The sequence below is a fragment of the Methylophilus sp. DMC16 genome, assembly GCF_056314045.1.
The window spans coordinates 1-15,367 of sequence record NZ_JBQUZC010000004.1; the positions used below are offsets into that span (position 1 = coordinate 1).

The 15,367-nt window shown below is 52.6% G+C and carries 14 protein-coding genes and 1 riboswitch; of the genes, 12 read left to right on the forward strand and 2 right to left on the reverse strand.

Annotated elements, in window-relative coordinates; translation table 11 throughout:
* From ACT53D_RS14100 to ACT53D_RS14125, 6 genes are all read left to right on the forward strand, one after another.
* A partial coding sequence (locus ACT53D_RS14100; RefSeq protein ID WP_476156815.1) for a hypothetical protein occupies positions 1-225 on the forward strand: 225 nt, incomplete at its 5' end.
* Between the two features lie 458 nt (positions 226-683).
* Positions 684-1,142: a (2Fe-2S)-binding protein gene (locus ACT53D_RS14105; protein WP_194749556.1), complete on the forward strand. Its 459-nt coding sequence runs from the start codon at positions 684-686 to the stop codon at positions 1,140-1,142.
* 2 nt (positions 1,143-1,144) lie between these two features.
* Positions 1,145-3,361 (forward strand): xanthine dehydrogenase family protein molybdopterin-binding subunit, encoded by a 2,217-nt coding sequence (locus ACT53D_RS14110; RefSeq protein ID WP_476156817.1) that lies wholly within the window; start codon positions 1,145-1,147, stop codon positions 3,359-3,361.
* Between the two features lie 9 nt (positions 3,362-3,370).
* A complete protein-coding gene (locus ACT53D_RS14115) occupies positions 3,371-4,651 on the forward strand; it encodes a c-type cytochrome (protein ID WP_476156819.1) in 1,281 nt (426 codons plus the stop codon).
* A 178-nt stretch (positions 4,652-4,829) separates the two neighbouring features.
* A riboswitch (cyclic di-GMP riboswitch) is annotated at positions 4,830-4,914 on the forward strand.
* Between the two features lie 223 nt (positions 4,915-5,137).
* On the forward strand, positions 5,138-6,547 hold the full coding sequence (locus ACT53D_RS14120; protein WP_476156821.1) for a putative bifunctional diguanylate cyclase/phosphodiesterase: 1,410 nt from the start codon (positions 5,138-5,140) through the stop codon (positions 6,545-6,547).
* 114 nt (positions 6,548-6,661) lie between these two features.
* Complete coding sequence (locus ACT53D_RS14125) at positions 6,662-7,276, forward strand: hypothetical protein (RefSeq protein WP_476156823.1); 615 nt, start codon at positions 6,662-6,664, stop codon at positions 7,274-7,276.
* 1 nt (position 7,277) lies between these two features.
* On the opposite strand, the gene ribA is transcribed toward ACT53D_RS14125, so the two are convergent.
* Both ribA and ACT53D_RS14135 read right to left on the reverse strand, forming a co-directional pair.
* Positions 7,278-7,925, reverse strand: coding sequence for a GTP cyclohydrolase II (ribA, locus tag ACT53D_RS14130; protein ID WP_476156825.1), 648 nt, complete (start codon positions 7,923-7,925; stop codon positions 7,278-7,280).
* Positions 7,912-8,952 carry a sigma-54 interaction domain-containing protein gene (locus tag ACT53D_RS14135; protein WP_228518946.1) on the reverse strand — a complete coding sequence of 347 codons (1,041 nt, stop codon included), beginning with the start codon at positions 8,950-8,952 and terminating at the stop codon, positions 7,912-7,914. Before ACT53D_RS14135 ends, ribA begins: the two co-directional genes overlap by 14 nt.
* Before the next feature lie 565 nt (positions 8,953-9,517).
* On the opposite strand from ACT53D_RS14135, the gene ssuD reads away from it, so the two are divergent.
* The 6 genes from ssuD (at position 9,518) to ACT53D_RS14165 (ending at position 15,326) form a co-directional block, all read left to right on the forward strand.
* Positions 9,518-10,651: an FMNH2-dependent alkanesulfonate monooxygenase gene (ssuD, locus tag ACT53D_RS14140; protein ID WP_194749550.1), complete on the forward strand. Its 1,134-nt coding sequence runs from the start codon at positions 9,518-9,520 to the stop codon at positions 10,649-10,651.
* An 8-nt stretch (positions 10,652-10,659) separates the two neighbouring features.
* Entirely contained in the window at positions 10,660-11,880 is a 1,221-nt protein-coding gene (locus tag ACT53D_RS14145; protein ID WP_476156827.1) for an acyl-CoA dehydrogenase family protein, read from the forward strand.
* A 158-nt stretch (positions 11,881-12,038) separates the two neighbouring features.
* A complete protein-coding gene (locus ACT53D_RS14150) occupies positions 12,039-12,899 on the forward strand; it encodes an amidohydrolase family protein (RefSeq protein WP_476156829.1) in 861 nt (286 codons plus the stop codon).
* A gap of 15 nt (positions 12,900-12,914) precedes the next feature.
* Complete coding sequence (gene ribB, locus ACT53D_RS14155) at positions 12,915-13,619, forward strand: 3,4-dihydroxy-2-butanone-4-phosphate synthase (protein ID WP_476156831.1); 705 nt, start codon at positions 12,915-12,917, stop codon at positions 13,617-13,619.
* A gap of 187 nt (positions 13,620-13,806) precedes the next feature.
* Positions 13,807-14,331, forward strand: a complete 525-nt coding sequence (locus ACT53D_RS14160) for a sigma-70 family RNA polymerase sigma factor (RefSeq protein WP_275357263.1) — start codon at positions 13,807-13,809, stop codon at positions 14,329-14,331.
* Positions 14,328-15,326, forward strand: coding sequence for a FecR domain-containing protein (locus ACT53D_RS14165; RefSeq protein WP_476156833.1), 999 nt, complete (start codon positions 14,328-14,330; stop codon positions 15,324-15,326). The genes ACT53D_RS14160 and ACT53D_RS14165 overlap by 4 nt, the downstream gene beginning before the upstream one ends.
* Positions 15,327-15,367 lie beyond the last annotated feature (41 nt).

Sequence of the window (15,367 nt, forward strand, 5' to 3'; positions counted from 1 at the left end):
TTTACCACTCATACTGCACCTTTCTTTTATTGCCATTATTACGGCTTAAAGGTGTCTAGTAAATTGGTGGCGATTCAGCAAGTGGGAAAGATAACTGATTTTGGTAATTCGAAACAAGGCACCCCAGGCTTTGGGGGGGAGCTAAATGATCAAAAAATGGTGGTCGAAGTAACCGCTGTTTTGGATTCCTCACTGCATAAAAGGCATCCCGTCAATTACTTTTAAACAGAACTACGCCGAGTATTCAATAAAATGTATATTTTAAAAACCGGAAGTTACACTTATGATTTCGGCTAATCGTTCTGAGACTGGCAAGAGTAAAAATTGTTGATTAAGATTGGATAGGGCCCTGTTTTTACAGGGCTTTTTTTATAGCTAAGCATATTCAAGAAAGGCAAAAGAATGATTGGTTTCGCACGAGCCCCTTGACTCTTTATGCTGATTAGGAGGCTGCCAAACTTAATCGGTTTTGGAGCGTATTTAACGTCTTGATGGTGCGTAATAGGCAATTTAAAACCAAAAAGTAAAATTGTTTTAGGCAAGAATTTCATAAATTTATACTTGATTCGGGGTTTAAATTAATTCACTCTTGAGTTATTCGTGAATTAATTTATTTCAATGAATAATCGTATTTCATAATAAAAATCACAAGTAGTCGTACGTTTTCAAGGAAGGAGCCATAGATGGCAACCCTGAATATTAATGGCACCACCCACCAAGTGGATGCACCCGCTGATATGCCTCTTCTTTGGGTGATCAGAGACATCATAGGCTTGACCGGAACCAAGTTCGGATGTGGCATCGCGCAGTGCGGCGCGTGTACAGTTCATGTGGATGGTCAGGCAACGCGTTCCTGCGTATTGCCCATTTCGGCTGTTGGCGGCAAGAAGATTACGACCATAGAAGCGATTGGGGAAACCTCCGCAGGTCAGGCTGTGCAAAAGGCCTGGCTAGATCTGGAAGTGATGCAGTGTGGTTATTGCCAGTCGGGCCAGATCATGTCTGCTTGCGCGCTGCTTGACCAGCACCCTCACCCGAATGACGCGCAAATTGATGCCGCCATGGCCGGTAATATTTGCCGCTGCGGCACTTATCCACGTATACGCGCAGCTATCAAGGTGGCTGCTAAGGAAGGGGTCTAGTTATGTCACAAGGGCTTATCCAGGGCTTGGCCGACAAATATACGGTTTCCAATCCACCGCGACGTGATTTTCTTAAAATTGCCGCGACGGTGAGTGCGACGACTGCTGGCGGGATGCTGCTGAGTATCAGTTTGCCTGCATTGAGTCAAAGCAAGCAAACCCAACCTTATAGCGAGCTGGAAACCGGTAAGGATGTGCTCGCCCCGAATGGATTCATCAAAATTGATACCAAGGGCGAGGTCACCATGATCATGCCCAAGGTGGAAATGGGGCAGGGGGTTTATACGTCTATTCCCATGTTGTTAGCAGAAGAGTTGGAGGTTGATCTCCCATCTGTGAAACTGGAACATGCCCCCCCGAATGAAAAGCTGTATGCCGATGCGCTGCTCGGAGCGCAGGTGACGGGCGGATCAACTTCCATCCGTGCCTTGTGGGAGCCCATGCGCCAGGCTGGTGCTGTGTGCCGGTCATTGCTGATTGCTGCGGCTGCACAGCAATGGAAAGTGGCCGAATCTGCCTGTTATGCGAAATCTGGCGTGGTTTACCACGATGCCTCCGGACGAACACTGCGTTATGGGGAATTAGTCAAAGTGGCCAGCACCTTGCCTGTGCCCAAGCATGTCGTCCTTAAAGACCCTAAAGACTTCAAACTCATTGGCACTGCTGCCAAGCGATTAGATACGCCTGATAAAGTAAATGGCCAGGCGAAGTTTGGTATCGATGCACACCCTGACAATGTGAAGTTTGCAGTGATCGCTACCAGTCCTGTGTTCGGCGGGACGCTGGCAAGCGTAGATGACCGCCGCGCCTTGAAAATGCCCGGTGTGCTGCAAGTGGTCAAGGTGGATAATGCGGTCGCTGTGATCGCCACGAATACTTGGGCCGCCAAACGCGGCTTGGGCGCACTGGATATTCAATGGAATGAAGGTAAAAGCACTGCGGTAAAAACCAGTGATTTGGTGAATGATCTGCGTGAGGCATCCAAGAAACCGGGCGCCGTGGCTAAAAAGCAAGGCAATGCCACCAGCGCCTACAAAAAAGCGGATAAAACGCTGAGTGTAGAGTATGAGCAACCCTTTTTAGCACATGCAACGATGGAGCCCATGAATTGCACTGTGGAGGTAAGCGCTTCTGGCTGCGATCTCTGGGTAGGGACGCAAATTCCGACGTTTGCCCAAGGCATGGCGGCCAAAACGCTCAACATTCCGGTTGAAAAGGTCAGGTTGCATAATTTCCTCATCGGCGGTGGTTTCGGCCGACGGCTAGAGTTTGATGGGGTCGTGCAGGCGGTCAAAATTGCCAAGCAGGTAAAGGGGCCGGTCAAGGTCATTTGGACGCGGGAAGAGGATATTCAACATGACATGTTCCGCCCCTATTACTTTGACCGTATCTCAGCAGGATTGGATACTAACGGCAAGCCGGTCGCTTGGTCACACCGTATTGTTGGCTCATCCATCATGGCCCGCTTTGCGCCCCCGTTAGTCAAAAACGGGGTAGACCCGGATGCAGTGGAAGTGTCGGCAGAGCCGCCATATGATTTACCGAATCTGTATGTGGATTATGTACGGGTAGAGCCGCGGGATGTACCCACCGCATTTTGGCGGGGGGTTGGGCCGACACGCGGTACTTTTGTCGTCGAGAGTTTTATCGATGAACTGGCGCATTTGGCGAAAGTGGATCCGGTGAAATACCGTTTGGATCTGCTCGGTAAAACGCCTAGATTGAAAAATGCCTTGCAACTCGCGGTAAGCAAGAGTGATTGGGGCAAGCCATTAGCTAAAGGCCAAGGTCGCGGCGTCTCTGTAATGCATGCTTTTGGCAGTTTCTTGGCCATGGTGGTCGATGTCACCGTGAATGATCAGGGAGAGGTTAAAGTCGACCACGTCGTGTCTGCTGTCGATTGTGGCATGACCGTAAATCCAGATACCGTGATTGCGCAAATTCAAGGGGGCGTTATTTTTGGCCTGACGGCCGTGCTATATAACGAAATCACCATTGAGCATGGGCGTGTACAGCAAACTAACTTTAATGATTACCGTATGCTGCGTATCAATGAAGCGCCCGCTATTGATGTCCACCTGATTAAAAGCGCTGAGGCGCCGGGGGGGATTGGTGAGCCGGGTACTGCGGCGATTGGGGCTGCTTTGGCAAATGCCGTGTTCTCAGCGACTGGCAAACGTATTCGCAAGCTACCTATCGGGCATCAACTAAAAGCATAAGGAGTCACCATGAACATGGCCTCAGGTTTGATGAAAATAGGTTTCGCAGCCTTTACCTTTACATTTTCGTTGAGTGTGTTTGCCGTCAATCCGGCAGAGATCAAAAAAGGGGAGTATCTTGCGCGGGTAGGCGATTGCATCTCTTGTCACACCGCGCCCCATGGCAAAGCCTTTGCTGGCGGGCTGCCCATGCTGACGCCAGTGGGTGCGATTTATACCACTAACATTACGCCTGATGCTGAGACAGGTATCGGCAAATATACCGAGTCCGACTTTGCCAAAGCACTACGGCGAGGGGTGGCAAAAGATGGTCATCATCTTTATCCGGCCATGCCATATCCTTCTTATGCCAAAGTTAGTGATGCCGACATTCACGCCCTCTACGTGTATTTCATGCACGGCGTGAAACCGGTGCGCCAAGCAAACCGGGCGAATGAGATTCCTTGGCCATTGAATTACAGGTTCCCTTTGGCCATATGGAATAGCCTGTTTTTAGATAAGCATGGTTACCAAGCGGATGCCTCAAAAGATGCCAGCTGGAATCGTGGCGCTTATTTGGTTCAGGGGCTTGGGCATTGTGGTGCTTGCCATACGCCACGCGGCTTTGCCTATCAGGAAAAAGGGCTGACGCATGCATCGGATCAATTTTTAAGCGGAGAAACCCTGGAAGGATGGTCTGCCACCAACTTACGTGGGGACCATAATACCGGGTTAGGCAGATGGTCTGAGGCGGATATTCTTGTGTATCTGAAATCAGGCGCCAATCAGCATAGCTCCGCTTTTGGCACCATGACTACGGTCATTAATAACAGTACTGAAGGCATGACTATCCAGGATTTAACGGGCATCGCTAGCTACTTGAAAACAATCAAAGGGACAAACGATAAAGGTCAAACGACGTATAAATACAATTCTGGTGCGACATTGGCGCAGTTCAAATCATTGACAACCTATCCTGGCGCCCGGCTTTATCAGCAATATTGTGCAGCTTGTCATGGACAAGAGGGTAAAGGCGTTGCCCCTTATTTATCACCGCTTGCGGGCAACCCGGCTGTGATGGATCCAGACCCCTCATCACTCATTAATGTCATTTTGAATGGCTCGCCTCAACTCAAACCGCAAGGGGTGGCGGCACCCTTCAATATGCCAAAGTTCAGACATACCTTGAATGATACTGAGGTGGCTCAGTTAGTCAGTTTTATACAATCCGCCTGGAATCATCCTCTTGAACCAACGAGTGTGAAGGCTGTTGCAAACATTCGAAAACTGCCCCCGCTGGCACATGAGTGACAGTGAAATCTATCCATCGGTAGATTGCCAATCGAACCTTTTGCCAGAGATAAAATGCATGATTGTTGCTGAGAAAGATTTGTCAGCGGCTTTTTAATGACAAACATACAGTATTGAATGTCGAGAGGATTGACAACCGTTACAAAGTTTGATGAACTTGTCACCTATTGTTAAGTACCATTATAAAAGGCAAACCTGCTGAAAAGCAGGGACGCAAAGCTTCCGGTCTAAAAGCAGTTGCTGATGACAGCGGGGCTACCATTTACCGCAAGGGTTAATGTATCAAGTTCTTTCAAGTAGTGTGTTGTGTGGGCTGGGCTTATGCCGTCTCGGCAAAGCCTGCGTGCTGTTTCGCCCATTGAGGGTATCCGCCGCTGAGGGCTTTATGATCGACCATTTACTAAAGAGAAATGACTTGCTTGCACTGCGCTGTCGCAGTCGTTTGTGGTGGATTGGCAATGGTCAATTGGATGACAGGCGCGCCTAATGCCACACTTTAAAAACACTCCTCTACAACTGAGACTGGTTGCCAAACTTTTTAAAGGCGAGCTTTTTCAGTTTGCCCAAGACCCGCATCAACTGCGGGTGAAACTGTTACTGGCGATTGCTGCCTGTGCCTCCATCATTCTGGGCGGTGCTTGGAGTGTTTACTATTTATGGCAGGCCAAATGGCTGTTAATGGCCTTTAACTTTTCCCTGGTGATATTGAGCATGCTTGTGGTGACCATGATCAATGCGGGCCGGGATCGCCTGGCGGCCATTTTTATGGCGCATGGCTTGGCGCTGATTATTTCTGTGATTTCTGTGTTTGATGTGCCTCTGCACGGGGTGGTCCGCTCGGTGCATATGTACTATCTGCCGATTGCCGCAGGATCATCGCTGGTGTTCCGTAAAGAAGGCATTTATCTGCGCGTGATTTTTCCGTTGCTCATGCTGTTGGGATGTTTGATTTTTGGTTCGTCTGACATTGGCATTACCCAGGCATCTTTGATTGCAAATCCTGAAATTCGGGCGGTTGGGGCATGGATGAATAATCTGGCCGCCTTAGGCGTTTTAGGGATTGCCTTGATTGTGATGCAGTCTGATATTACTTTGCGTAGCGGGCTTTACGCGGATATGCGCGAAGCGCTCGCCAAAGGGCATTTCTGTTTGCATTACCAGCCGCAGGTCGATGCCCAGGGTCATATTTTTGGCGCTGAAGCGTTGCTACGCTGGCAGCATCCTGAGCAGGGCTTGATCCCGCCTGGTGTTTTCATCACTGCCGCGGAAGAAACCGGCCTGATTTTGCCGATTGGTAATTGGGTATTAAAAGAAGCCTGTGCGCAGTTGGTGAAATGGTCTGATCATCCGCATTTGTCCCACTTGAGTATTGCAGTGAATGTGAGCACTTCGCAGCTGCGCCAGCCCGACTTTGTGCAAGAGGTGCAGGAGATTGTAACGCGCAGCGGCGCCAATCCCGGCCAGATTAAACTGGAGCTCACAGAGAGCATGCTGGCAAACGAAGTAGACGATACGATCCAGAAAATGCGCGCATTGCAGGCATTTGGCATGAGTTGGTCGCTGGATGATTTTGGCACCGGATACTCGTCATTAAACTACTTGAAGCACCTGCCATTTGAGCAATTAAAAATTGATCAATCCTTTGTGCGCGACTTGCTGAATAATGAAAGTGACCAGGCGATTGTCGATACGCTGGTGAATCTGGGTAAGCATCTCAAAATGACCCTGATTGCTGAGGGGGTGGAAACGATAGAGCAGCTCGAATACCTGCATAGCAAGGGCTGTATGAAATACCAGGGATATTTTTTTAGCAAACCTTTGACTGTACAGGCCTTTGAACAATTGCCTTCGCCGCTGCTTTCGCCAGTTGCGCATTCAACCTCGGGCCTGTTCTGACAAGCATATTCCCAACCCTTGCCTGGCGGTGACTGTAAAAAGGAAAATCTCCCAAGACCCACGCAACTGCGGCTGATTACACTGTGACCTTTGATTGGCGGTGAAAGGGCGGGCATGTTGGTGAATTCTGCAGTCTTCAGGGCGTGTGCTTGTTTCAGGCTTTCCGTATGGGTGATCGGCCTGTGGGCAATGCTGTCTCTGCCACAGGCGGAAGCGCGCACCGTAAAAAAAGCGGTACCCTCTTCGGCGCAGCGCGCAGAGATCAGCCCCAAGCAAGCCATGAGTGAGCATACCGATGACTTGCGGGCATTGATGTTGCAGCTCTATACCGAACATCCAGAGGAATTGGCGAAAAGCACGCAGGTTGGGCCGCGCGAAATGACGGAATGGGTATTTGAAGGCAAGGCCAACTGGAAGTTTGAAGCGATCCGCCGTTTGCAGGGCATGGCCGCGATAGACCTGGCATTCGACGAAGCGTTTGGCGGTGACCGTATTCTGGCTTTGGTGGTGGGGATAGAAACCTTGCTGTTTGAAGGCTATGGCAGCCAAAATGAGTTTGAAATCCCGCCACAACGCGATCCCCAAAAACTGCAGCAGTTGCAGCAACAGCTTAAGGATTTGCAGGCACGCCTGCAGCGTGCACCGCTGCCGTCTTTGCTAGAACAACCCGCCGTGCGCCAGCCCATCGAGGCCACACTCAAGCAGCTGTTGCAACGCTTGAGCGTCTAGCCTAAGGTACTAAACTCAGGTGATGCCCCAGTCTGTGCTTTTTGGTCGCCAGATAGTCGGCATTGGCTGGATTGCTTGCGATCTCTAACGGCGTCACGGCCTCCACTGCGATGCCCAGCCGGGTGAGGGCGCGCGACTTATCCGGGTTGTTACTCAGTAACTCAATCGACTTCACCTCAAAATGCTGCAACATACTGGCGGCATGATCATATGCTCGCTGGTCTACAGGCAGGCCCAGGGCGAGGTTTGCCGCCACCGTATCCAAGCCGGTGTCTTGCAAATCATAGGCCTGCACCTTGTTGCTGATGCCGATGCCGCGCCCTTCATGTCCGCGCAGATACAGAATAATGCCATTGCCACGCGCCTGAATCAGTTGCTGCGAGCGTTTGAACTGTTCGCCGCAATCGCAGCGCTGTGAGCCAAACACATCCCCGGTCAGGCATTCGGAGTGCACGCGGGTCAGCACTCTGGCTTGACCGCTGATCTCACCGAGCACCAGTGCGATCTGCTCCTGCCCGCTGTGCATATCAACAAACGCGTGTAAACGGTACTGCCCATATTCTGTCGGTAAGTGAGCACTGGCTTTCCAGCGCAGGCTGCCGCTTTCGATGGCCGCTGTTTGCAAAGAGGCAAGCTTATTTAAGCGCATTGATCGCTCCCATTTTAATCAGCTTGGCGCGCAACACATTGCGGCTCAAGCCCAGCAGCTTGGCGGTTTGCACCTGATTATGGTGGCAATGCTGATAGGCGGCACGTACCAGCGTGTCTTCCACATAGTCATAAAGCTGCGCTTTGCCCGTTTCAAACAACTGCTGTAGCGACGCTTCCAGCGAGTCAGTATCTGCTTCGCTGGGCAAGGCCTGCAGTGTTGCTTTAGGTCGGTGTAGCGAGATCGAGGACAAATGTAAATCCTCACTGCGCACCACATTGTTGCGGCAAATCAGCAAGGAGTGATGAATCACATTTTCGAGTTCGCGGATATTCCCTGGCCAGCTATGTTGCAATAATTTTTGCTTGGCCGAGTCATCGAGGCGGATGGTGGCGTAGCCCAACCGCCGTGTATATTCGCCAACAAAATAATCTGCCAGTGGCAAAATATCGCCGGGCCGGTTGCGCAGGGTTGGCAGCTCCAGGTGCGCAACGCGTAAACGGTAGAATAAATCCTCCCTGAAGTTACCAGCCAGCACGGCCTCCTCCAGGCGTACGTTGGTCGCTGCAATCAGCCGCACGTCAATCGGGGTTGGTTTGCGCGCGCCTAGCCGTACGACCTCACGCTCTTGTAGTACACGTAACAGTTTCACCTGGAGACTCAGCGGCAAATCACCGATCTCATCCAGAAACAGCGTGCCGCCATTGGCCTCTTCAAACCAGCCGGCTTTGGCGGTGACCGCCCCGGTAAACGCGCCTTTTTCATGGCCGAACAATTCACTTTCGACCAGTGTTTCCGAGAACGCGCCGCAATTCACCGCGACAAATGGTTTGGATTTACGGTAGCTCAAGGCATGCACATGGCGGGCAATCAACTCCTTGCCCGTGCCAGTTTCGCCAATGATCAAGACGTTGGCGTCACTGGGGGCAATTTGCTTGATGCGATTAAGCAAGGCGATCGACTTCGGATCTTCAAACACCTGCGCGGTCGCTCGAATCGATGTCGACATGGCCCGCGAGTTCGGCATGGTTAACAGACGCTGTTGCTCAAACTGCGTGTCGTGTTCAGTCGCATAAAAATCGTTTGCTAATAGATTTGCCATCGTGAGGATCTCACTGTCTTTCCATAGAGTTAAGCCCAGATACAGTAATCCAGGCTGCAATTTCGTGCCAATAAGTAATGGCGCTATTCATATTCTTTAAAGTTATAAATAAATCTCTCATTAGAAATAATGATTTAATTACCCGTCTGAATTAGCAGAATGCATGCCAATCAGGCCGAGGTCGTGCTACCGCAGGCATGAGATGACGGGTTAAAACAATAAATGCCATCAAATCATGGGGTTAAGAAAAGGAGGACTTGTGGTTGCTTATTGCTGCGTGAGGTATGCAAATGGCACTGCTCTACATCCGCCTGCTGAAATCGATGCAGGGTGCTGCAAACGCAGCAGCACTGCTGAACAAGTTGCTGATTTTGCAGCAATCAAAAAAATAATTTTTTTAAGTGATTGAATTAAAAGTCTTTTATTTGTGGCATGGACTTTGCACTTTTCAAGCTGTTATTTCTTTTGAATGGGTTGTAAAGGGTAGTCGATGCAAATATTCTGGTTTTTACCCACGCATGGCGATCAACGGTATCTTGGCAGCAGCCAGGGCGCCAGACCAGCCACGTTTTCTTATCTGAAACAGATTGCCCAGGCGGCTGACCGGCTGGGTTATGGCGGTGTGCTGGTGCCGTCTGGCCGCTCTTGCGAAGATGCCTGGGTCATTTCTTCGGCGCTGATCAATGAAACCAGCCAGCTCAAGTTTTTAGTCGCCACGCGCCCAGGGTTTATTTCACCGGTGGTGTCAGCGCGCATGGCCTCGACGCTGGACCGTATCTCGGGCGGCCGGCTGCTGATTAATGTGGTGGCGGGCGGTGACCCGGCCGAACAGCAGGCCGAGGGCAGCTTTCTCGATCATGATGCGCGGTATGCGGAGGCTGAGGAGTTCTTGTCTATCTGGCGTTCGGTGCTGAGCGAGCAGCGCGTGGATTTTGAAGGCGATTATTTACGCGTGAAGGGGGCCAGCTTGCCAACCGGTAGCTTGCAGAAACCTTATCCGCCACTGTTTATTGGCGGTGCTTCCGAGGCCGCCATCAAACTCAGCAGCGAGCATATTGATGTGCATTTAACCTGGGGTGAACCGCCTGCCGCCGTGGCCGAAAAAATCAAAGTCATCCGCGCGGCTGCGGCAGCCAAAGGCCGCCATATCCGGTTTGGCATCCGCTTGCATGTGATTGTGCGTGAAACCAGCGAGCAAGCCTGGCAAGCCGCAGACACGCTCATTTCGCAGGTCACCGATGACACGATCGCAGCAGCACAGGCCGCAGTGGCCAATTTTGATTCTGTGGCACAAAAACGCATGACGGCTTTGCATCATGGTCGTCGTGACCAGCTCGAAGTCTCGCCTAATCTTTGGGCTGGTGTGGGCCTGGTGCGCGGCGGCGCGGGGACTGCGCTGGTGGGCAATCCGCAAGAAGTGGCTGACCGCATTAAAGAGTATCAGGCGCTGGGCATTGATTATTTTATTTTCTCAGGCTACCCACATCTGGAGGAGGCTTACCGTGTCGCTGAATTATTGTTCCCGCTTTTGCCGCTCCAGCAACAGGCCCCACATGAGGTTAGCATTACGACCAATCTCACCGGCCCGTTTGGCGCAGCCCAATCTGTTAAGCATGCTGCGTAGGGGGGAAGATGACATTGGCTCTGAATTTACGCCCGCCCGCCGCTGAAGCGGGGCATGGCATTTTGTTTCACGGCACACCGCAACAGCGCGCCGATCAACTTTGCGACTATCTGGCACTCACCGCGGTTGAACGCGATGTCGCAGGAGGGACGCCCTATGCGCAGCGGCAGGCGGTAAGGGATAGCGGCTTGCTCAGTTTGTGGCTACCGCAACAGGCCGGGGGCTTGGGCGCCAGCTGGGCGCAGACCTACCGCATCATCCGCCAGATTGCCCGCGTCGACAGCTCAATTGCACAGGTGTTTGCGTTCCAGTTTTTGATGCTGGCGTCTATCCGTTTATATGGCAGCGAGACGCAGTGGCAGCATTATTTCAAGCTCACTGCGCACCAGAACCTGTGGTGGGGCAATGCCCTCAATCCGCTGGACCAGCGTACGGTGGCACGTAAGGTAGACGGCGGCTATGTGTTTCACGGGCAAAAAAGTTTTTGCTCCGGCTCCATGGATTCTGACTTCCTGATCGTGTCTGCCATAGAAGAAGGCAGCGGCAAATTTCTGGTGGCTGCGGTGCCGACCAGTCGCGCAGGGATTACGCTCAAGGGTGATTGGGACAACATCGGCCAGCGCCAGACCGACAGTGGCAGTGCAGAATTTAACCAGCTCCATGTGGAAGACCATGAGTTGCTCATGCAGCCTGGTCCGCTCAGTTCGTCGTTTGCCGGTCTGCGTTCGTTGGTGGCCCAGCTGATTTTTACCAATATCTACCTGGGTATTGCCGAAGGGGCGCTGGCCGAGGGTGCCAAATATACCCGTGGCAGCAGCCGGGTCTGGTCTGCTTCGTTGGCAAACAGTGTGTATGAGGATCCTTATACCTTGCTGCATTACGGCGAGTTTTGGGCAGGATTACATGCATCATCGGTGCTGGCCGACCATGCTGCCGAATTGCTCGATGCGGCCTGGCAGCAAGGACTGTCACTCGATGACGCACAACGCGGAGAAGTGGCGCTGGCCGTGTTTTCGGCCAAAGTGCAGGCGACCCGTGCCGGGCTGGATGTGACCACGCGTATTTTTGAGGTGGCGGGTGCCCGTGCCACCACCGCCAAGCTGCGCATGGACCGTTTCTGGCGGAATTTGCGAGTGTATACCTTGCATGACCCGGTGGATTACAAATTCAAGGAGTTAGGCGAGTGGGTGCTGAATGGGCAGTATCCCACCCCTAGCTTTTACTCATAGGAAACACATGATCCATAGCTAGGCGGGCGAATAACGGCGTTGCGCGGTACTCAAAATCCCCATGTACGCCATGTACATTCCGGTTTCTGCGTGTCGTGCGCCTTGGTCTTCATCCCGCTCACTCATTGCTTAAGTGTTTCCATCACTAAAGAATAGATATGAAACAAAAAATTATTGATTTACGTAACCGTCCTGCGTTTTTGCATGACTTTTTTGGTGCCACGCCCAACACGCCTGCCTATGAGACGGCTAAATGGCTGAATCAGCGCGTGGGTTCGCTGGAGCCCGAGCATTTTCGACGTTCGTACACTGTTGAGGGCTATCTGCAGGAAATAGACGACGCCGGCATAGACCTCGCAGTGGTGGTCGGCCGTGAAACGCCAGACCTCACCATTGATGACCAGCAGATTGCCGATCTGGTCAAACATAGCAAAAAGTTGGTCGGCTTGGGCTCGGTGGATATTGAAAGTCGCGGTGTAGACAGCACCTTGGCCGCGATTGAAAAAGCCATACACCATTATGGCTTTAAAGCCATCAATATTGAGCCGGGCTTTGGCAAGCCTGCGCGGCAGGTGGATGATCCGCTGTTTGACCCGGTGTATGACGCGTGCCAGCAGTATGGCGTGCCGGTGTGCGTGATGTCGGGTCCGACCACACCGGATCTCGACTATGCGCACCCGAATGCGGTGGCACGGCTGGCGCGCAAATATCCCCAATTGAACATTATTTGTTTTCACGGCTATTACCCGTTTGTGAACGAGATTGTCGGTGCCGCCTTCCGCTACCCCAATCTGTACCTGGTGCCGGATATGTACATTTTCCAGCCCGGCGCCGAGCTGTATGTGCAGGCCGCCAACCAGTTTCTGGGCGACCAGTTACTGTTTGGCACCTCTTATCCGTTCCGCCCCATGAAACAAACCATCGCTGATTTTGCGGCACTGGGCTTCAAGGATGCCGTGCTCGAAAAAGTGTTTTATCAAAATGCGGCCAGGGTACTGAATCTCAGCCTGACCGCGTGAGTAAAAGGACTGTGTATGTTAGAAAAAAACCAACCATTTGATTCGGTCGCTAGCGCCATTCAAGCCATCGCCAACGGCGAATTCGTGATTGTGGTCGATGATACCGACCGCGAAAACGAAGGTGATCTGATTATCGCCGCCGAAAAAATCACCACTGAAAAAATGGCCTTTTTGGTCAAACACAGCAGTGGTCTGGTCTGCGTCGGCATGCCCGCACAACGTTTGCAAGCACTGGACTTGCCACAAATGGTGACACACAACGCTGATCCATTCCGCACCGCATTTACTGTGAGTGTGGATTACAAATATGGCACCACCAGCGGCATTTCAGCAGCGGATCGTGCCCTAACCCTGCGCAAGCTGGCGGATCCCACCACTCAGGCCGATGATTTTCACCGCCCCGGCCATATCTTCCCGCTACGCGCCCGCCGTGGCGGTGTGCTCGAGCGGCCCGGCCATACCGAAGCCGCGCATGATCTGGCGGCCATGGCCGGCTTGCAGCCAGTCGGCGTGTTATGCGAAATCGTCAATGACGATGGCAGCATGGCCAGACGACCCGACTTATTCAAATTTGCCAGCGTACACGGCCTTAAAATCATCAGCATTGCCGATATGAAAGCCTATCGTGCGCGCGACCTCAACTACGCGCTGCCGGGCTTACAGGCTATTCCACGCCAGCAAAGCCGACTGCTGGATGCAGCCATGGTCTACAGCGGTTAAGTACGGATACCGGCTAGCCTTGCGCCCAACCTTGTGTTGGGCTTTTTCATGGCCTGGCCGGGGGTATGGCTTGACCGAAGATGAGGTGGCCGCATTGTTTGTGAGCGCCGCAGACGCGTTTTAGGCTTGTCGATTGTCTGGCTTAATATTAAAATGAGAATTATTATCATTTATATATTAAGCAGTCATGGCAGACTCTTCACAGTTACCGGTCACGCATTGGTATCAGGCGCATCATCATTGGTTGTGTTGCTGGCTGAATAAAAAAGTCGGTTGTACGCACCACGCCGCAGACCTGGCCCAGGATACCTTTGTCAAACTGTTGCTAAAACAGGAGGCGTTACAGCATGTATATACGCCGCGTATCTATCTGTTGCAGATCGCCAAAGGCTTGATGATAGACCAATGGCGACGTCAGGCCCTGGAGCAAAGTTACCTCAATGCGCTGAGTCAGGAGGAGCCTGCCTGCATCTCTCAGGAACAGCAGGCCATGATTACCGAAGCCCTGCTGGAAGTGGATGCGATGCTGAGCCGGTTAAACCCCAAGGCCAAAGCCGCATTTTTGCTGGCGCAGATCCACGGCTTTCAATATCAGGAAATTGCAGACAGGCTGGCGGTCTCTGAGCGCATGGTCAAAAAATATATGGCAACCGCCATGATGCATTGCTTGATGTTGCGCCGGCAATGGCAAGATGAAAGACAGGCCTCATGAAGTCATCAGCCGTTATGGTGCCGATGTCGCCGGTAGAACAGTTGGCACTGCAGCAAGCGGCAGAATGGTTTGTCGTACTCAGCGATGACGCCCCCGAGGCGCGTGAGCGGCAGGCCTGGCAAGCATGGCTAACTGCGCACCCAGCCCACCAACGGGCCTGGGCAGAGGTGGAGGCGATTAATGCCGCCTTCTCCAATCTCAATGCTGTGGCAAGCAAGTCGGCCTCGCATCAGGCCTTGTTGCATTCCAGTGGGCGCAGGCAGGCGTTAAAAATGCTCGGCCTGGCGGGCGTCACTTACTTGGGCGTGAGCCTGTTGCATCGCTACAGCCCCTGGCAAGATTGGCTGACGACGCTCACTGCCAGCGCCATCACCTACCGTACGCCAGCCGGCAGAACGCATCGCGTGCTATTGGCAGACCAAGGCAAACTTTGGCTCAATACCGACACTCAGGTGCGCGTCGCCTATGGCTGGATGCTGCGGCGCATCACGCTGGAATACGGCGAGATACTGCTGCAATCTGGCCATGACCCGCAAGCGCGGCCGTTGGTCGTGGATACGCAGCATGGGCGCTTGACGGCCCTGGGGACGCGTTTCACCGTCTGCCAGGAGGCCACGCGTAGCTTGCTCGCCGTGTATGAGGGGCAGGTGGCGATTTCGCCATCACAAGGCACCGCCATCACGTTGAGTGCCGGTCAGCAGGCCTACTTTGACCGGTATGGCGTCGGTGCAATACAGGCCGCACTTCCTGCCCGTGAAGCCTGGACCCGCGGCATTCTGATTGCGGACAATCAATCGCTCAAAGACTTTATTGCCGAGCTGGCACGCTATCATTCAACCAGGCTATCGGTAGCCCCCGATATTGCCCATTTACGCTTGATGGGCGCATACCCGTTTGCCAACGTGCCGCTGGTGCTGCAGGAAATTACCCATAGTTTGGGCATTCGCCAGCACACCGACGCGCAAGGCAATATTCAACTGCTCCCTGCTGCTTGAGCGCCTGTCATTGGCTTTGGTATCAGGCGCGCGCGAAATTT